Source organism: Halobellus marinus (genome assembly GCF_032113415.1).
GTDB lineage: Archaea > Halobacteriota > Halobacteria > Halobacteriales > Haloferacaceae > Haloquadratum > Haloquadratum marinus.
Genome location: NZ_CP134946.1, coordinates 489,845 through 506,960, shown reverse-complemented (window position 1 = coordinate 506,960; position 17,116 = coordinate 489,845). Strand labels below are relative to the sequence as shown.

The window sequence follows — 17,116 nt, the reverse complement described above, 5'->3', positions numbered from 1 at the left end:
ACTCGCAACGAACACGAGCAAGGTCTCTAAGACACAGCACTGCACTGTCTGGCCGAAGTGACCGGACGTCACTCGGGCAGGCGAGTTCAGGCGGAAACTGGATTGCACGCATATACATACGGTTGTAGTACGCAGCGAGCGTCCTGACCGACGATGGTCACCACGCGCTCTTTCGAGCGTGTGTAGACGGTTCGAGTCCGTCAGTCGGTTTTGAGGCGGCCACAGCGGCAGGGTCACACCCGTACCCATCCCGAACACGGAAGTTAAGCCTGCCAGCGTGTGAGGTAGTACTGGAGTGAGCGATCCTCTGGGAACACTGACTCGCCGCCTCGCCACTCATACTCATAATTTCAAGCGCCCACGGGGCAGTACAAGACTGTCCCGTGGGCGTTTTTCATTTCGAACGAGACCGCTAGGCTTAAGCGCCGAAACGGAATAGAATCACCTGTGCCAAGGTGGCAGAGTTCGGCCTAACGCGTCCGCCTGCAGAGCGGATCATCGCCGGTTCAAATCCGGCCCTTGGCTCTCACACGTTACCCTAAAGCCCAAGACGAAATTGTCTTGGCACGTCCCTCTTTTCTCATCGGAATATCTGGAATGCGACAATCCTACTCGAGTGGGTTGTCCAGCCGGATTCGCTCGTGTCGTCGTATCTTGACTGAGAAAGTCACCGTCACCGTCGATCTTCCAGAGCGTCGAGCGCACGTCGGAACTGCTCCTCGTTGATCCGCGGTTCGGACATCGCCTGTGCTTCGAGTGCGCCTGCGTATTGTTCGAATTCGCCGTCGCTTGGGTCGGCCGCGAGCACGCAGTCGACGTACCCATCGAGCGCGGACTGCAAGGCCTTGGCGTAGTGATCGTATGCGGCGTCGATGCGGACGTGGTTGTCGTCGATTCCCTCGAACAGCGCACGGTAGACGGTCACAGCCGCCCGGTAGCGCTCGCGCTCGCGGTACTGCTCGGCTACCTCGAAGAAGCGCGAGAAGTCGATGGCCTCGGTGACGACTGGATAGTGCTCGGTGTGCTGATCGAACAGCTCTTCGATCTCGTCACGGTACGCTTCGACCGACTTGTGGTCGTCGCCGAACCGTGCGAGAAACTGCTCACGCAGGTCCGGGTTTTCGGCAAGTGCATCGCGCACGAACGAGCGTAGGTCGTCGGACGAGACATCTTGCATAACCCTTTCGACGTGTTCGCTCTTGTCTTGGGGCGGATTGGCGACGACGTCCAGTAGCACCGCGACGACGTGCTTGCACTCGCCCGGTCCTTCGTAAGGACACGTACACCGCGCATCGACGGTGTTCTCGCCCAGTTCGACGGTCACATCGTACAGGCTCGATCCCCGAACCGCAGCTGTGACCACGTCGCCAAACCGTTCGATTCGCTGAATGCGTCCTTCATCCCGGTAGTTCCGCCCGCGCTCGAACACCGCGTCGGTACAGATCTCCCGGATGTTCACGTTCTCGGGGTCCATAACTGTAGAATGCTTCTGTAACCCGTTTTACCAGTCTGCAGCCCTATTTGTCTAGTAGTTCGGTGACGCTCTCGACGGGGGCGTAGTAGCCGCGTTCATCCTGCCAGACCTCTAGCCATTCGTCCGCAGTTTCGCTGTCGATACGCTCGCGTTTGATGCCGAGGAGGAGGCCTATCGATCCAGTGACTGGAACATCCAGTCCTGTCGAAAGACGGCGTGCTGCGATGTCATCGGTGCCGATAGTCCATTTCGTTCAACGGCTCCCCGCAACGCTTCTGTTTCTCTTGGATCAAGTCGCTTATGGAGGCTCACCCTTCCTATTTCGGGTAGAACGTCACTGACTGTCAGTCCGTTGTCGAACGCCTCGACGGCGCTGGTCAGATACTCGTGACCGTGTTTGACTCCCCGTTCAATCTCGTCACGGACTGCAGGGACTACGATTGGAGCTTCGGGTAGGTGAACGAGAAATTCGACCGAGCTCGTACTGGCGAAATTACTGATGACAGTTGCGTCGAGGAGAATCGGTTGTGGGTAGCCGTCCGGCATCTATTCGTCGAGGTCGAGTGCAACGTCGATCTCGCGCTGTAACTGGTCGTCAGTTCGTGGCCCGTAGAGCGACGTGAAGCCAGCGTCTTCCAGCACTTCTTCGAACTCCCACCGGGACAGTCCGGCCGCTTCCGCAGCACGTCCGAGCGAGAGGTCGCCGAGAACGTACCGACACACTGCGGTCGCAAGTTCGTCGGAGGACTTACTACTGGAAGAGGCCATCGTACGTAGTAATCGGATCCACCGATCTAATAATCTATCGTGGGACGGGACACTCGTCGACTCACCGGTTGCAATCCCCGTAGCAATCAAAGATAGAAACGTCGTTCTATCCATTATCTGGAGGGATCTGGCGATAATTCATTTGATGTGATGGTTTATAATACTTAAGCCAATGTCTTAATTGGGGTCCTTGGCTCTCACGTTCTCCCAAAGCTCGAGACGGCTACGTCTTGGCAAATCCTCTTATTTTGAGATACTGTGTGTGATCTCTGAGACGAATCCCGGAGAGGAAATTCTCTACTTCGAATCGGCGTCAGACTCGTCGCTCACTTCGAGAATCTCCGCTGCTACGTCTTTCACGTGCTCCCGGTGAGAAGTCGAAGTCTGGAGGCTTTGGGCCGCATCGAGCTGGTCGTTGACGACTGCGTTCTGCTGTGGTCCCCACGTCTCGGGGGGTTCGGACTCGATGTAATCGACCCAGCGCTTGATACCTTCGATGCGCTGCTCACGGTTGCGTTCGTGCTTCGCATCGAGGCGCTCACGCGCGTTTGAGTCGCTCATATTCGGCTTCGACGTCGAGTCGCGTTACCCACTCTTCGAGGCGGGGGACACTAAGACTTTCCTCGAAAAGGGCGTAGAGGTGGACCGCATCCTCGACGTCCTTCTGCGCGCCGAGGTAGAGTTTGTATGCGATCTGGAGCTCTATGGGGCCTATCGGAACTGTCTTTCCACCGATTCGGGCAGTGGTAGCGTTTTCGAGGGACGCGCGGTCGAACTCGTCACGCGTGAACTTGACTTCGAGGTGCGGCGTGATCTGATCCGTTGGCGCGACCCAGATGTTATCCCCGTTGTCGAGCATCTCGTACATCGACGTGAGTGGCATTGCCGGTCCCCAGAACCCCTTCTCGTCGAGCGTCTCTGCGAGTTCGTCTGCAGTTCCCTCGTTGATCCGTTCGATGAGGACGTCGACGTCTTCGGTAGAGCGCGCTCGACCAGCGAGGATGGAGACATACCCCGCAATGTAAACGTGCTGGATATCAAAGTGACCGAGAATCTCGGAGAACTCAATCGCCAACTCGTCGAGCTGATTCGGTTCACGCTCGACGACGAGTGTTCCGCTCCGTAGCTCGATACCGCCCATAGAGGTTCGTTTGCAGGCGGGCGCATAAATTGTCGGGAGTCGATAGTCAACTCCCGAATCCGACTTTGATTCTAGTAGTTGGTTCTCTGCTCGAAGGATCGTTCGGTACGGAGTGACCGAATCTTTTCCTGATATCTGACCGTCATCGTCGCTCTTCGAGGTCGTCGATCGCTCGGCAGAACTGTTCGGTGTTAGCCGGATGCTCCGACTCGCTTGATCTTCTATCGCACCGATGTACTTCTCGAACTCGTCTTGGTCAGGATCGGCCGCGAGCACGCAGTCGACGTATCCGTCGAGGGCAGACTGCAAGGCTTCGGCGTAGTGGTCGTACGAAGGCGTCGACGCGGACTTCGTTATCGTCGATCCGCTCGAACAGCGCGCGATAGACGGCCGCGGCATCAAGGTAGCGCTCGCGCTCACGGTACTGCTCGGCTACCTCGAAGAAGTGCGAGAAGTCGATGGCCTCGGTGACGACCCTCGGTTCACTCTTCACTTTGCCCGGGCGTAGAGGACGGTCTCGGATTCGTCCATCCGGACCGTTGAAAACCGTGACCGCCGGCACCTTCACCCGGGACCGGCGTTCTCGTCGTCGATAGCAAATTAGAGCTAAAATGGAAGCCGGCTCAAAATCTAGAATACTGATTGAGAGGTACTAATATGATAGCTAACGAAATATAACAGTGTCTCATAGAACCTCTGATGGAGGATAAGAAAATTTAAAAACACGGGTTTAATCTCAGGTAGTAGGAATCTATCTCACTGTTGATACAGACCAGATCCTACTGCGGGGTAACCGTGGGCTCGCTCTCACCCCTGTGGGGTAGCCGTCCGGTGGGAGACACGCTGCCACCGCGGGCGGAAGAGCCCGAAGCGACCGCAGAAGCAATCGATCTCGAACGTGACGACCGCTCCCGGAGGTTTCCGGAGCGACCACCCAGATGATGACACCCAAAGAGAAACGAGCCGAACCCCGCCATCGAGTAGCGAGGACGATCCCGGCCGAGCGGGCGATCAGGGTGTTACTTGTCGCCGACACGGACGCCCTCGATCCCGTCTCGACGTACCTCGACGACGAGCACGGCTGTGACGTCGCCACCGCAACGACCGCCGACGCTGCCCTCCAGCAAATCGCGGAGGCGCGAGTCGACTGCGTCGTGAGCGGGCACGCCGGGTCCGGTATCGACGGCCTCGCGCTCTTAGACGCCGTCAGGGACCGATCCCCGGATCTCCCGTTCGTGCTGTTCGCGACCGACGGGTCCGACGAGGTCGCACGGCGGGCGATCGAGCGAGGCGCCGACGACTACCTCGAACGCGGCGACGACGAGGTCCACTACGAACTGCTGGCCAGGCGCATCGAGGGCTGTGTCACGCTCGGCCGCCGACAGCAGAAACTGGAGAACATCTACGAGGCGATCGGGCACGCCGGCCACGCGATGTTCGTCACCGATCCCGACGGGACCATCACCTACGCCAACCCCACGATGGCGGAGGTCTCCGGCTACTCGCAGGAGGAACTCTTGGGGGCGACCCCGTCGCTCTTCAAATCGGGCGAACACGACGAGGCCTTCTACCGGGACCTCTGGGAGACGATACTGAACGGCGAGGTCTGGGAGAGCGAGGTGATAAACGAGCACAAGCAGGGCCACCAGTACGTCATCGACCAGACCATCGCGCCCATCACGGACGACGGCGACATCGAGGGGTTCGTCGCGATCAGTCGGGACATCACCGTCCGGAAGCGACGCGAGCGCAACCTCGCCTTTTTCCAGCAGGCCGTCGAACAGATGGGCTCCGGCATCGCCGCCTACGACGACACCGGAACGATCCGGTATGCAAACAGCGCGTACGCCGAGATGCTCGGAACGACGTCCGGAGACCTCGAAGGACGGCACGTCGCGGGCCTCAACCCCGAATTCGAAGCCGACCGGTTCCACGAGTACTGGGAGTCCTTCGGTCCTGGTGAAACCAAACGCCGAGAGACGCGCCACAGGCGATTCGACGACGGCACCACGTTCCCTGTCGCCACGACCACGACGCACATCACCGCGGGCGGCGACGAGTATCACGTCGGGACGATCCAGGACATCACGGAACGGAAAGCGCGCGAGCAGGAGCTCAGGATGTTCCGCGAGGCCGTCGAACAGGCCGGTCACGCCGTCATCGTCACCGACACCGACGGCGTCATCCAGTATGTCAACCCCGCCTTCGAGGAGCTGAGCGGCTACAGCGCGGCGGAGGCCATCGGACGAACGCCGGCCATCAACAAATCCGGCGAGCACGGGGATGATTTCTACGACGACCTCTGGGAGACGATCCTCGACGGTGAGGTCTGGACCGGCGAGATCGTCAACGAGCACAAGAACGGCGAGCGGTACGCCATCGACCAGACGGTCGCGCCGCTGACCGACGACGGCGAGATCACCCACTTCGTCGCGATCAACCGCGACATCTCCGAACTCAAAGAACAGCGTCGCGAACTCAAGCGGCAGAACGAACGGCTCGAAAAGTTCGGCCGGACCGTCGCCCACGACCTCCGGAACCCCCTGAACATCATCGACGCGCACCTCGATCGGGCGTCCCGGGCCGACGATCCCGCCGACGCCCACGAGCGGATGCAGACGGCGCTGGATCGGATGGGCGAACTCATCGAGGAGTTGCTCGCGCTGGCCGAACAGGGGAAGACGGTGCTGGACCCCGAACCGGCGGGGCTCGAGGCCGTCGCCACGAACGCCTGGGACCACGTCGACACCCGCGAGATGCGTCTCGAGGTGGTCGACGACGCGACGTTCCTGATGGACGATTCCCGGACCGAACAGCTGCTTGAGAACCTCTACCGGAACGCGCGCGAACACGCTGGAGAAGACTCGACCGTTCGGGTGGGGATGCTCGAGGACGGTTTCTACGTCGAGGACGACGGCCCCGGAATCCCCGAAGCGGATCGCGACAACGTCCTCGAATCGGGGTTCACAACCTCCGATGACGGAACCGGCTTCGGACTCGCGATCGTGAGCCAGATTGCCGACGCCCACGACTGGACGGTAGCGGTCACCGAGGGAAGCGATGGCGGGGCCCGGTTCATCTTCCGCGGCGTCGACGTCGAGTAAGCGATCGACGAGCGACCTAACCGAGTCGTTCGAGTGGGGTGACCCGATCCGGCGGGTCGACGTCGATCGAGATTCCGGTCCAGGCAAGCGGGGTGCGCTGTATACGGCGAATTTTCCGCGCATCGATCGTCAGGCGTCGATTCCCTCGGACGTGAGACGACGACTGGAGCCAGACACGGCTCGTCCGTGCCGTTGTTCTGTCGCTCGACGGTCCCACAGCGCAACCAGCGGCGAGGAGACGACACCAGTCCGTCTCATACTGGTTACTCTCACTTGTTCCAGCCGAGTGCCATCCCGGTCGACGGCGCTCGGCGGGAAGAGACGAGAGTAATATCAGAGCGACTGGAACGCAGCCCGCGGCTCCTCCTCGATGAGATCATCGAGCGTCTCGTTGAGTTCCGACCGAAGCGCCTCCATCCGGTCGACGAGCTCCTGATACTCCTCGCTGGCCGTGTGATCGAAGGAATCCTGGGTCTCGAGGGTGGCTCGCTTGGAGGCGAGCCGGTAGAATTCCCGACTCTTCCGGTCGAGGTGGGCCTGCGAGGCCAGGACGTCGATCTTCGCGAGCAACTCCTCACGGTCGATTGGCTTGACGAGGTAGTCGTCGAACGGCATCGTGATGATGTCTTCCTGGGGATCGACAGCCGTCACCATCATCACCGGAACGGTGTACCCTCGCTCGCGGAGCGTGTCCAGCACCTCACTGCCCGACATCCGCGGCATCCGGCGGTCCAGCAGAACGACGTCGACGTCGTCGTCCATCGTCGACAGCGCCGCCTCGCCGCCCGCTGCAATTCTCACCTCGTAAACTTCCTCGAGGAACATCGCATAGATCTCCCGGAGCGCAGGCTCGTCATCGACAGCCAGAATCGTCGTCTCGCCGCCGGTGGTGCCCATACTGCAAAGTGCAATATCTCTTTGTAAAATCTACCGGTACGTTATCGATATTGATAATCAGACGGAGGCTACATTCATTCCGAATGAACCCCCTGGAACAATTTCGGCAAGTCGACGCGGATCGGGCAGTTCGCTCGCGGCAGTTGCGAGAGCGCCGAGACGTACGCTCTGCCGACGCCACCCAAACTGTTAATCGGATCGGCAGCGACCCACGGCTGTGTCCCGATTTGTCATCTCCGATCACCATTTCGGCCACGCGAACATCATCGACTACTGTGACCGGCCGTTTTCCTCCCCCGGCGAGATGGACAGCGTGCTCCTCGATCGCCACTACGAGACGGTCGGCGCCGACGATCTCCTCGTGCATCTCGGCGACGTGGCGATGGATATGCGGGACGGCGAGGAGACGATCGACTACTTCCAGCGCCTCGATGGCGACCTCCTGATCCGGGGGAACCACGACGTCGGACTGGATCCGGCTGACGCGCCGTTTCCGGTCCTCGATTCGTGCACGCTGGAACACGGTGAATTCCAGTTTTACTGCACCCACCGGCCCGAGGACGTCCCCGACGACTGGGACGGGTGGGTCCTCCACGGCCACCACCACAACAACCGTCCCGAGGAGTATCCCTTCGTCGCTACCGACGCACAGCGGGTCAACGTCAGCAGCGAACTCCTGGAGTACCGGCCGCTGGCGCTCGATACGCTGACCACCCTCCTGCGGGAGTGTCCACCGGGGACCCGGCTCCGGGACGTCGCGGCCGCGCGGGAACACTTCCGGCTGTCGGGAACCTGATCCTGAGTCGTTGTCCCGGTTTTCCGCCCCTCCGACATCGTAACTGAAAACGATAACCGTTATACGCTACGTGGTCAAACCCGGAGATATGCAACGACGCGCCGCGGCGATCTACGTCGCACTCTTCATCGTTATCGGTGCGGCCTCGTATTCCCTCATCGCGACCGCACAGACGCCTGAGGTGGAGTTCCAGAACCCGGAGTACGAACTCACGGCGGGTGACGAACTCCAGGTCGGCGACCGGACGTACACGGTATCGAGCGCCTCGGACGGCTCGGGCGAACTCAGTTACACGGTCGAATCCGCGGAGTACACCGCCGTCTGGGAGAACGATTCGACGGTGACCTACGACGGCGAGGAGTGGCGCGTACTCGTCGAGGGCGGCGAGGATCCCTCGGCGTTCACGCTGGAAGAGGAGATCAACGAGACCGCGATCCTCCAGGAGGACCCCGACGCCAGCGAGGAGACGGTCGAACAGGACGGTGAACGCTACGTCGTGATCAACGGCTCCGAACTCGTCGCCGCCGACGAGTACTTCCCCGAACCCCAGACCCGGACGTACGCCGAAGGCGACTCCATCGAGTACGAGGGCAACACCTCCACCGTCGATTCGGTGACGACCTCAGAAGTCACACTGGCGTGGACAGCACCGCGGACGAACGCGGTCAGCGTCTCGGGAGGGGCGAACGTCACGCTGAACGGCGAGACGTACTTCGCGCACTTCGCGGACGACTCGACCCTGCAACTGACCCAGAACTTCGAGCGCTACAACGCACAGACCGACGATATCGACCGCTTCAACACCTACAAGAACGGTCTCTGGGGTGTGAGCATCGTCTCCTTCCTCACGGCGGTCTTTATGATCGGCTTCGCGTACCTCCCCTCGCGGTACTGATACTGTCGGCTGTAAGCCCCTGAAGAATTTCGCGACCCCGGTCGCGAATATCTTGAAATAGTTACAGCCGACAGTATGACGACGTCGACGGCCCGCGCGTTTTCGCCGCTCGTTCCCCCCGCTCCGGAGGGGGCTTTCCCTTTTTCACTCCCGGAAGGCCGATGTGGTGACACCGGTGTCACTCCGGCGTTTATGCCGACGGCGATCCTACTGGAGGTATGAGCGACGAGACGCCAGTCACCGCGGACCGACCCGACAGCCCGATCACGACGACCGGGACCGATCACATCACGATCTGGGGGAGCAACGAGGCGGACACGATCGCGTTCTACCGCGACCTCCTCGGGATGCCGCTTGTGCTCAGACAGCCGAACCTCGACGACCCCTCCCAGACACACCTGTTTTTCGACACGGGCGACGGCCGCATCCTGACGGTGTTCGTCGGCGACCGGGAGTCCCACCGCGGGCGGCAGCGCGGCGGCACCGGCTCTGTCCATCACCTCTGTTTCAGCGTCGCGCCCGAGGACTTCGAGGACGTCGCCGCTGCACTCGACGACGACGGCCGCAGTTACAACGTCTTCGACCGGGGGATCTTCTTCTCGCTGTACACGCACGACAACAACGGCCTGGTGATCGAACTCTCCACCGACAAGTACGACATCCCCGACGACCGCCGCGGCGAGGTCCTGGCGAAGGCCCAGGAACTGCGCGTCGAAGACGGGGAAGACTACGCCAAGGACGAACACCTCGCGGCCGCCCTCGAGGAACTCGGCCTCAATGCGGATCCCCACGACCTCCCTGACGCTGCCTCCGGCGTCGGCGGCGTGCAGTGAGGCGGGCTGTTAGAGCCCGAAACGGAAGCGAAACTCACCGGCGCCAACCTCTATCCCGGCTTACACTTCGACGAGCACCTTGATCGCCTCCCGCTCGTCCATCGCGCGATAGCCCTCGGCGACGTTCTCCAGGTCGACGGTCTTTGTGAACACCGGCGCGGGATCGAGCGTCCCCTGGAGGATGTCCGCCAGCAACTCCTCCGCGTAGGCGCGGACGGGCGCGACGCCGCCGCGGAGCGTGATGTTGTCGCCGAAGAAGGAAAAGAGGTCCAGCCCGCCGTCCAGCCCGTGAGGGACGCCGACGTAGCCGACAGTGCCGCCCGGTCGACAGACCGCCGCGGCCGTCTCCATCGACGAGGCGACGCCGACGCACTCGGCGACGTGCTCGGCCCCGCCGCCGGTCAGTTCGCGGATCCGCTCGATCCCCGCCTCGCCGCGCTCGGCGACGATGTCGGTCGCGCCGAACGACGCAGCCAGTTCGAGTCGGTCCTCGTGGTGGCCGACAGCCACAATCCGCTTGGCACCGAGACGGCGCGCCGCGAGCACCGCACAGAGGCCGACGGCGCCGTCGCCGACGACGACGCAGGTGTCGCCGGGGCCGACGCCCGCGCTGACGACGGCGTGGTGGCCCGTCCCCATCACGTCCGTCAGCGGGAGCAGCGACCGGAGCGCGTCCTCGTCGTCGGCGTAGCGATCGGGGACGCGAACGAGCGTCCCGTCGGCGTGGGGACAGCGGATCACCTCGCCCTGTGCGCCGCCGTTTTTGCCGCCCCAGCCCTCGCCGTTCACACACGAGGTGTGCAGCCCCGTCCGGCAGAACTCACAGCGCCCACAGCTGATCTTGAACGGCGCGAACACGCGGTCCCCCGGTTCGACCGAGCGGACGTCCTCGCCGACGGCCTCGACGATACCCATCGGTTCGTGACCGACCGTCGATCCCGGATCGCGGTCGCTCTCGCCGCGGTAAAACCAGAGGTCCGAGCCGCAGACCGCGGTGTGGGTCACGCGAACGATCGCGTCTGTCGGTGACTCCAGTTCAGGCTCCGGCAGGTCCTCGACCCGAACGTCGCGGGGCCCGTGATAAACAGCTGCACGCATACTTCTACTGCCGTCCGACGTGCGGAAAAACCCGCGGATCGGGGTGGTCCGACGCTCGGGACGCGTCCCGAGCGGAGCGAGCCGTAACCGTTATGACATTGTTTAGGCATACCTAAAACTATGCTCGATGACGGATCGATCTGGAGCGCGATTGACGCCCGTTCGGCGCTCGTGGCCGTCGTTCCGACCGACTGCCGGGGTGAATGCAACCGTGTCTGACCTCGAAGCGGCCGTCGGTGACCTGACTGCGGCCCGTCGCCTCGTTCGGGAAGAGCGGCGTGTGACAGAGCGGCAGCAGCGCGGTTTCGAGCAGTTCCGCCGGACTGTCGCCGACGTCGAGCCCGCCTCTCCCGCGGACGCCGCCGGCGCGACCGGGTCGGTTTCGCCGGGGTGGACCACAGGATCGGCGGCCTCCGTCGACACCCGATGTCGTCGCGTCCGGGCAGCCTTCGAGGAACAGATTATGCCCCACGTCGACGACGAAGCGACGGACGTCTACGAGACGCTGGCCGCGGAACTGAGCGGCGACATCGCCGTCGCGCTCGCTTCGGAGGGTGGCGGCAATCAGTTCACCGAGCCACTCCGGCGGGCGATCCTCGAGCACGTCGACCAGCGCCTCGCGGAGAGCCGTGTGATGGTCCGCGCTCTGGCGCAGGAACGGACCGCGCTCGACGACGCGATCGGGACGCTCAAGGCCGTCTCCGAGTCGATCCCGGCGGTCGACGAGTCCGTCAGAATCCTGTGTGCCGACGGGGAACTGTGGGAACGCCGGACGCGGGTCGTCTCGCTCGAAGCGGAGATCGATCGGGCGGTCCGGGAGCGACAGTCGACGCTCGACGACGTGACCGCCGCCGACATCAAGGCCGGGATCAGCCACGACACCGTCGTGGAGTATCTTTTCGCCGACCACGATACCACGTATCCCGCGCTCGACGCGCTCGCCCGTGGCGCGCGGGAATGCCGCCGCCGTCGGGACGTCCTCGATACTGCGCTCGGGGAGTAGCTGTTCACGCTCCTCGCGCCGGGGGAGGGGTGCCGCGTCCACCGGGCGAGACGACAGCAATCCGAATGAAGTCGCTGCCGGACGGGAAAATGCTTAACTCGTCGTATCTATATAAGCTATATAGTGAAATTACTAGTATATATCTACGGGGTTTCCCGTGACTTACTGCGAACGGTAGGTGATGAGGATGGCGATCGGCCCTGAGAGCCTCCTCGTCGACGACACCATCTTCCGCCTCTTCGTCGCGGGAGCGCTGGGTATGCTTCTCGGCCTCGAACGGGAGTGGTCGAACAAGTCCGCCGGGATCCGGACGTTCACGCTGACGAGCCTCGTCGGCGTGGCGGCGGCGACGGTCGGCGAACCGATCCTGCTGGCCCTCGGCGGGGTGCTGGTCCTCGTCCAGGGGCTCTTGCTCGGCGCCCGCGGGGTGCTCGTCGACGCCCAACTCTACGACGAGGAGTCGGAGGATGGCCCGGGACTCGCCCTGACGACGTCGACGTCGCTGCTCGTCGCGTACGTCGTCGGCGTGCTCGTCGGCTTGGAGTACGTCCTCGTCGGCGTCGTGATCGCGATCACCTCGTCGTTCCTGCTCGTGTTGCGCCGGGAGCTCCACGGGTTCGCGAGCCAGCTCTCCCACCAGGAGGTCCGCGGCGCGGCGGAGTTCGCCATCATCGCGTTCGTGGTCTACCCGCTGCTCCCCGCGGGGACGTACGGCCCCTGGGAGGCGATCGACCCCCAGCTCATCTGGATGCTGGTGATCGCCGTCAGCGGGATCGGCTTTGCGAACTACGCGATTATGCAGCGCTACGGCGGCCGCGGGATGCTCCTCACGGGCTTTTTCGGCGGCCTCGTCAACTCCACGGCGGTCATCGGCGAGATCGCAAACCGGGCGAAGGCGAACACCGGCATCCTGGATCTCGCGGTGGCGACGATCCTCGTCGCCGACGCCGCGATGGCCGTCCGGAACCTCGTGATCGTCGTCGCGTTCGTTCCCGAGTCGGCGCTCAGCGTCGGCCTCCCGCTCGGCCTCATCGCCGTCGGCGGCGTGGGGCTTGCGGCCTACGAGCGAAACTGGACCGGCGAGATCGATCTCGACCTCGACTCGCCGTTCAGCAGCAAGAACGCGCTGACCTTCGGCGGGCTGTTCCTGCTCGTGCTTCTCCTGACCGCGGGCGCCCAGCAGATGTTCGGGACCGCCGGTTTCCTGGCCACGAGTTTCCTCAGTGGCCTCCTCTCCAGTGGCACCACGACGACGACGGCTGTCTCGCTTGCGAGTACCGGGCAGATCACCCCCGACGTCGCCGCCCAGGGTGTCCTGGCCGGAACCCTCGCGAGTATTATCGTGAAAGTCTGGCTTGCTGTCGGGATCAACCGATCCCTGTTCGGCCCGGTAGTCGTGCGCGCGGCGTATCTCGCCTTACTCGGCGTCGCCGGCGTGGGCGCCGTTCAATTGCTCTGATACTGATTCCTCTCACTGTTTACCGCCGAGCGCTACCCCCGGTGACGGCGCTGGGCAGGAAGAGACGAGCGTAATCAGTATGAGGTCTGCTGTCCCCCCCTTGCGGGCGTCGCTCCGGCGGGACTCACTCCTCGACGGCGTCGACGACCTTGTAGCTGATGTTCTCCTCGCGGAGGTTGTCGGTGTGCGTCGAGAGCGCGTCCGCGGTGGCCAAAAGCAGCACGTCGAGTCCCTTGGCGGCTACCTCCTTGACAGCCGCGGCGGTCCCGAACCGGATGTCGGGTTCGAGTCCCACGGCCCGGACGGCGACGAGCGCCTCGACCCCGCTGACCGCGATCAGATCGTGACGTTCGGCCATCCCGCCGAGGTCCTCGGATTCGACCGCCCGACTGCCGCCGTTCTGGACGCGCGGCACCGAGACCACTGTTACCGTCCCCAGTTCGTAATCGAGGACGCCCTGGAAGTCGGTGACGCCGACGTCCCGGCCCGCCTCTGCGTCCGAGACTGCGACCGCGGTCGCCGTCCCGCTCTCGCCGGCGATCGCTCGGAGCACCCCGTCCTGCATCGCCAGGCTGACCGTCTCGCCTTCCTCGATCGCGGTCGTGGCGATCGCCGTCTCGACGTCGACCTGCCCGATCACGTCCTCGGAGACGTGCTGGACGAACGCCCGCAACTCGTCGGTCTGTGAGATCAGCCAGTCGACGCCCTCCTTCGTGACCTCGTAGCGCCCCCGACCGTGTTTCTCGACGTACCCTTCCTCGTCCAGTTGCCGGAGGTAGTCGCTGACGGCCTGGGCGGTGATCCCGATTGCGTCGGCGATCTCCTGTTGGTTCACCGCTGGCTGTCGTTCGGCGATCTCTACGAGAATCTGATACCGCGTGGCGTTCCGCTTGCTCCGGAGCACGCCGAACTCCTCGGCCGCCTCCGTGTTCTTCGCCATCATCGGTGTTCCGGCGCTCGGCGGGAAATACCTTTTGTCGAATGAGGGTTGAGTTGGGTAAACACCCCGAATTAGTTGAATTTGAACAAGTGAATTTGTACCGAGGCGAGTGTGCGGCGATCACTCGGTACGAGCGGCCTCATAGCGACTCACTGTTTCCCGCCGAGCGGCGCCAGCGGGGATGGCGCTCGGCGGGAAGAGACGGGAGTGATCATTATCACTCGCCGCGACAGACCGCCGCGAGGTCACAGTCCTCGATCACGATGCCGTCGACGCCCCGTGCTCGCAGCGCACGCACCTCGGTTTCGGTTTCGGCGGTCCAGGCGTTGACCGCGAGGCTGCGGGCGTGGGCGTCGCCGACGACGTCGGTTTCCAGACAGAGCGCGACCTCGGGGTGGGCGTACTCACACCCGAGATCGACCGCGGTATCGAGGGCGTCGGCGACGTCGAAGTCGGCCGTGTCGTCCGCGGCGAACAGATACGCCAGCGCCGTCGCGTCGGTGTCCCCTGCGACGGCGAGGTCCTCCGGGCGGAACGACGAGATGATCACGTCGTGGTCGTACTGGTCGGCAATCGCGATCGTATCCCGGGCGAGGTCTCGCCCTTTCAGTTCGAGATTCAGCCCCACCGTCGGCGGGACCGTCTCGAACAGTTCGACCAGTCGCGGGATCGACTCCCCGCTGTCGAGGATCGAAACCTCCCGGAGTTCGGCGAGCGACAGCGACTCGACCGCGCCGGTCCGGTCGGTCACGCGGTCGAGCGTCTCGTCGTGGAAGACCACGAGTTCGCCCGATCCGCACCGGCGGACGTCGGTCTCGATCATATCCACCACGCGGGCGGACTCCCGGAACGCATAGCGGGTGTTCTCGGGATACTGCGCCAGACAGCCCCGGTGGGCGATCACGCGCACTGTGGGTCACTGCTCCGTCGATGGTGTCCCTCGCGGTCGCTTTTCGAGTGGCCCCGTCCGTCGGCAGCCTTCGCCAGCGCCGTTTCACTCTCTCTTGCGTGGCGTCCGGCCGTCTCTCCCGGCATTACGGCTGTCAGAGCCGTCGATCGAACAAAAGACTTCACACCCGAACCGGCCGGCACACCGAAGGGCACTGCGAATTAGCGCACCTTCCGGCGGAGGTACGCCGAGACGACCTCGCTGATGACGACGATCACGAGGATCGCAAGCAGAATCGTCAGCACCTGTTGCCACGCGAAGAAGTTGATCGAGGTGTTGAGTTCGACGCCGATGCCGCCGGCGCCGACGAAGCCGATGATCGTCGAGGCGCGCACGTTGATGTCCCACCGGTAGGTGGAGACGCCGATGAACGCGGGCTTGATCTGCGGCGCGATGCCGTAGATGGCTGCCTCGATGGAGTTCGCCCCGGTCGCCTTGACGGCTTCCACCTGTCCCGGATCGATCTCCTCAATCGCCTCGGCGATCAGTTTCGAACAGAACCCGATCGAGCGGACCGCGATGGCGAGCGTTCCGGCCAGCGCGCCCGACCCGAAGACGATGACGAACACGAGCGCCCAGATGATCACGTTCACCGAGCGCGACGCCGAGATGATGAACTTCCCGAGCAGGAATGTGTACCTGTTCGGCGTGGTGTTGTCGGCGCCGAGCAGCGCGACCGGCACCGACATCAGCACCGCGAGCGCGGTCCCGAGGATCGCGATGTGCATCGTCTCGATCAACGGCGAGATAACCTGCCGGCTGTAGCCGACGTTGGGCGGGTACATCCGGTTGATCAGATCCATAAACTCCACGGGCGCGGTGCCGAGGTAGCTGTAGTTGATCTGCAACAACTGCCAGGAGATCGCGGCGGCGACGAGAATGAGCAGCGTCAACACGTACCGACCGATCCGCTCGCGGGGCGACCGCCGCTCCCAGGTCTGGTAGTCGGTCATTGTATCCGCCCCCGGACGTAGGTACTGATGAGTTCACCGACCATGACGATCGCGATGATCGCGAGGATGATCGTCAGGAAGAAGTCGTAGTCGTACTTGTCGAACGAGTTCAGGAGGGTTCCGCCGATGCCGCCGGCGCCGACGATGCCGACGATCGTGCTGTGGCGGATGTTGATGTCCCAGCGGTAGATCGTCAAGCCGATGACCCGCGGCATCACCTGCGGGACGACGCCGAACAGCATCGTCTGGGTCTGGTTGGCTCCGGTGGCCTCCGTCGCTTCCATCTGTCCAGCGTCGATGTCTTCGATCTCCTCGGCGAGCAACTTCGCGAAGAAGCCGATCGTCTTGTACGACAGTGCGATCACGCCGGCGAGCGCGCCGATGCCGACGGCCTTGACCGCGATGATCGCGATGATGAGTTCGTGGAACGACCGCGAGACGGTGATGATCCCCCGGCCGACCCAGTACACCGGCCGCGGAGCGATGTTCTCGGCGGACATAAACGCCACCGGAATCGAGAGGATCACGCCGACGATCGTCGCGATGACCGACATCGCGACGCTCTCGACCAATCCCTCGATCAACAGGTCGGTCTTGAACGGCGTGAACTCCGGCGGGACCATCCCCTGGATGAGCCCGACGGCAGCGCCCCATCCCTCAACCACCCGGGCGAAGGAGATCCGCATGTTCCAGGCGCTCCACAGCAGGAACACCGCGATGACGATGTACACGGCCCACTTCACGTAGTAGTTGTAGAACGCTGTCGGGCGCTGCCACGTCCGCTGTTCGGGTTGTTCTGTCGCCAT

Annotated in this window: 17 protein-coding genes, 1 tRNA gene, 1 rRNA gene and 1 pseudogene; 8 read left to right on the top strand and 12 right to left on the bottom strand. The window is 63.2% G+C overall.

The window, feature by feature from the left end; translation table 11 throughout:
- Window positions 1-211: 211 nt before the first annotated feature.
- Together rrf and RJT37_RS02615 are read left to right on the top strand one after the other, a co-directional pair.
- A 5S ribosomal RNA gene (rrf, locus tag RJT37_RS02620) occupies window positions 212-333 on the top strand.
- A gap of 116 nt (window positions 334-449) precedes the next feature.
- Window positions 450-525 (top strand) — tRNA-Cys (locus RJT37_RS02615).
- Window positions 526-673: 148 nt separating this feature from the next.
- Here RJT37_RS02615 and RJT37_RS02610 read toward each other — a convergent pair.
- The 5 genes and pseudogenes from RJT37_RS02610 to RJT37_RS02590 form a co-directional block, all read right to left on the bottom strand.
- Entirely contained in the window at window positions 674-1,474 is an 801-nt protein-coding gene (locus RJT37_RS02610; protein WP_313687549.1) for an SWIM zinc finger family protein, read from the bottom strand.
- Between the two features lie 546 nt (window positions 1,475-2,020).
- Entirely contained in the window at window positions 2,021-2,242 is a 222-nt protein-coding gene (locus tag RJT37_RS02605; protein WP_313687547.1) for a UPF0175 family protein, read from the bottom strand.
- A 297-nt stretch (window positions 2,243-2,539) separates the two neighbouring features.
- Window positions 2,540-2,803 (bottom strand): DUF8150 family protein, encoded by a 264-nt coding sequence (locus tag RJT37_RS02600; protein ID WP_313687545.1) that lies wholly within the window; start codon window positions 2,801-2,803, stop codon window positions 2,540-2,542.
- The gene (locus tag RJT37_RS02595) at window positions 2,781-3,383 is read right to left on the bottom strand and encodes a hypothetical protein (protein ID WP_313687543.1); all 603 of its coding nucleotides are present in this window, start codon (window positions 3,381-3,383) and stop codon (window positions 2,781-2,783) included. The genes RJT37_RS02600 and RJT37_RS02595 overlap by 23 nt, the downstream gene beginning before the upstream one ends.
- Window positions 3,384-3,525: 142 nt before the next feature.
- A pseudogene (locus RJT37_RS02590) lies at window positions 3,526-3,858 on the bottom strand (SWIM zinc finger family protein); the annotation flags it as partial.
- A gap of 466 nt (window positions 3,859-4,324) precedes the next feature.
- On the opposite strand from RJT37_RS02590, the gene RJT37_RS02585 reads away from it, so the two are divergent.
- A complete protein-coding gene (locus RJT37_RS02585) occupies window positions 4,325-6,487 on the top strand; it encodes a hybrid sensor histidine kinase/response regulator (RefSeq protein WP_313687541.1) in 2,163 nt (720 codons plus the stop codon).
- Between the two features lie 333 nt (window positions 6,488-6,820).
- Here the strand turns inward: RJT37_RS02585 and RJT37_RS02580 are convergent, their stop codons facing one another.
- Window positions 6,821-7,384, bottom strand: a complete 564-nt coding sequence (locus tag RJT37_RS02580) for a response regulator (RefSeq protein WP_313687539.1) — start codon at window positions 7,382-7,384, stop codon at window positions 6,821-6,823.
- A 217-nt stretch (window positions 7,385-7,601) separates the two neighbouring features.
- On the opposite strand from RJT37_RS02580, the gene RJT37_RS02575 reads away from it, so the two are divergent.
- The 3 genes from RJT37_RS02575 to RJT37_RS02565 all read left to right on the top strand — a co-directional run bounded on the left by RJT37_RS02575 (window position 7,602) and on the right by RJT37_RS02565 (window position 9,908).
- Window positions 7,602-8,180, top strand: coding sequence for a metallophosphoesterase family protein (locus RJT37_RS02575; RefSeq protein ID WP_313687538.1), 579 nt, complete (start codon window positions 7,602-7,604; stop codon window positions 8,178-8,180).
- Between the two features lie 88 nt (window positions 8,181-8,268).
- Window positions 8,269-9,075, top strand: a complete 807-nt coding sequence (locus tag RJT37_RS02570) for a hypothetical protein (RefSeq protein WP_313687537.1) — start codon at window positions 8,269-8,271, stop codon at window positions 9,073-9,075.
- A gap of 218 nt (window positions 9,076-9,293) precedes the next feature.
- Window positions 9,294-9,908 carry a VOC family protein gene (locus RJT37_RS02565; protein WP_313687535.1) on the top strand — a complete coding sequence of 205 codons (615 nt, stop codon included), beginning with the start codon at window positions 9,294-9,296 and terminating at the stop codon, window positions 9,906-9,908.
- Window positions 9,909-9,968: 60 nt separating this feature from the next.
- Here the strand turns inward: RJT37_RS02565 and RJT37_RS02560 are convergent, their stop codons facing one another.
- Entirely contained in the window at window positions 9,969-11,006 is a 1,038-nt protein-coding gene (locus RJT37_RS02560; protein ID WP_313687533.1) for a zinc-dependent alcohol dehydrogenase family protein, read from the bottom strand.
- A 211-nt stretch (window positions 11,007-11,217) separates the two neighbouring features.
- Here RJT37_RS02560 and RJT37_RS02555 point away from each other — a divergent pair, with 211 nt between their 5' ends.
- Window positions 11,218-12,009 (top strand): DUF7260 family protein, encoded by a 792-nt coding sequence (locus RJT37_RS02555; protein WP_313687532.1) that lies wholly within the window; start codon window positions 11,218-11,220, stop codon window positions 12,007-12,009.
- A gap of 187 nt (window positions 12,010-12,196) precedes the next feature.
- Entirely contained in the window at window positions 12,197-13,468 is a 1,272-nt protein-coding gene (locus RJT37_RS02550; protein ID WP_313690058.1) for an MgtC/SapB family protein, read from the top strand.
- Between the two features lie 124 nt (window positions 13,469-13,592).
- Here the strand turns inward: RJT37_RS02550 and RJT37_RS02545 are convergent, their stop codons facing one another.
- The 5 genes from RJT37_RS02545 to phnE (RJT37_RS02525) all read right to left on the bottom strand — a co-directional run bounded on the left by RJT37_RS02545 (window position 13,593) and on the right by phnE (RJT37_RS02525) (window position 17,116).
- A complete protein-coding gene (locus RJT37_RS02545) occupies window positions 13,593-14,408 on the bottom strand; it encodes a DUF7839 domain-containing protein (protein WP_313687531.1) in 816 nt (271 codons plus the stop codon).
- A gap of 217 nt (window positions 14,409-14,625) precedes the next feature.
- Window positions 14,626-15,318: a glycerophosphodiester phosphodiesterase gene (locus RJT37_RS02540; protein WP_313687530.1), complete on the bottom strand. Its 693-nt coding sequence runs from the start codon at window positions 15,316-15,318 to the stop codon at window positions 14,626-14,628.
- Window positions 15,309-15,443, bottom strand: coding sequence for a hypothetical protein (locus RJT37_RS02535; protein WP_313687529.1), 135 nt, complete (start codon window positions 15,441-15,443; stop codon window positions 15,309-15,311). The genes RJT37_RS02540 and RJT37_RS02535 overlap by 10 nt, the downstream gene beginning before the upstream one ends.
- A gap of 75 nt (window positions 15,444-15,518) precedes the next feature.
- Window positions 15,519-16,310: a phosphonate ABC transporter, permease protein PhnE gene (gene phnE, locus RJT37_RS02530; RefSeq protein ID WP_313687527.1), complete on the bottom strand. Its 792-nt coding sequence runs from the start codon at window positions 16,308-16,310 to the stop codon at window positions 15,519-15,521.
- Entirely contained in the window at window positions 16,307-17,116 is an 810-nt protein-coding gene (gene phnE, locus RJT37_RS02525) for a phosphonate ABC transporter, permease protein PhnE (RefSeq protein WP_313687526.1), read from the bottom strand. Before phnE (RJT37_RS02525) ends, phnE (RJT37_RS02530) begins: the two co-directional genes overlap by 4 nt.

Excerpts from the sequence above, each read along its gene's own strand:
- RJT37_RS02545 (WP_313687531.1), bottom strand. The coding sequence starts at position 14,408 with ATGGCGAAGAACACGGAGGCGGCCGAGGAGTTCGGCGTGCTCCGGAGC.
- RJT37_RS02550 (WP_313690058.1), top strand. The coding sequence starts at position 12,197 with ATGGCGATCGGCCCTGAGAGCCTCCTCGTCGACGACACCATCTTCCGC.
- RJT37_RS02535 (WP_313687529.1), bottom strand. The coding sequence starts at position 15,443 with ATGCCGGGAGAGACGGCCGGACGCCACGCAAGAGAGAGTGAAACGGCG.
- RJT37_RS02610 (WP_313687549.1), bottom strand. The coding sequence starts at position 1,474 with ATGGACCCCGAGAACGTGAACATCCGGGAGATCTGTACCGACGCGGTG.
- RJT37_RS02585 (WP_313687541.1), top strand. The coding sequence starts at position 4,325 with ATGACACCCAAAGAGAAACGAGCCGAACCCCGCCATCGAGTAGCGAGG.
- RJT37_RS02600 (WP_313687545.1), bottom strand. The coding sequence starts at position 2,803 with ATGAGCGACTCAAACGCGCGTGAGCGCCTCGATGCGAAGCACGAACGC.
- RJT37_RS02560 (WP_313687533.1), bottom strand. The coding sequence starts at position 11,006 with ATGCGTGCAGCTGTTTATCACGGGCCCCGCGACGTTCGGGTCGAGGAC.
- RJT37_RS02605 (WP_313687547.1), bottom strand. The coding sequence starts at position 2,242 with ATGGCCTCTTCCAGTAGTAAGTCCTCCGACGAACTTGCGACCGCAGTG.
- RJT37_RS02580 (WP_313687539.1), bottom strand. The coding sequence starts at position 7,384 with ATGGGCACCACCGGCGGCGAGACGACGATTCTGGCTGTCGATGACGAG.
- RJT37_RS02565 (WP_313687535.1), top strand. The coding sequence starts at position 9,294 with ATGAGCGACGAGACGCCAGTCACCGCGGACCGACCCGACAGCCCGATC.
- phnE (WP_313687527.1), bottom strand. The coding sequence starts at position 16,310 with ATGACCGACTACCAGACCTGGGAGCGGCGGTCGCCCCGCGAGCGGATC.
- RJT37_RS02595 (WP_313687543.1), bottom strand. The coding sequence starts at position 3,383 with ATGGGCGGTATCGAGCTACGGAGCGGAACACTCGTCGTCGAGCGTGAA.
- RJT37_RS02570 (WP_313687537.1), top strand. The coding sequence starts at position 8,269 with ATGCAACGACGCGCCGCGGCGATCTACGTCGCACTCTTCATCGTTATC.
- phnE (WP_313687526.1), bottom strand. The coding sequence starts at position 17,116 with ATGGCGACAGAACAACCCGAACAGCGGACGTGGCAGCGCCCGACAGCG.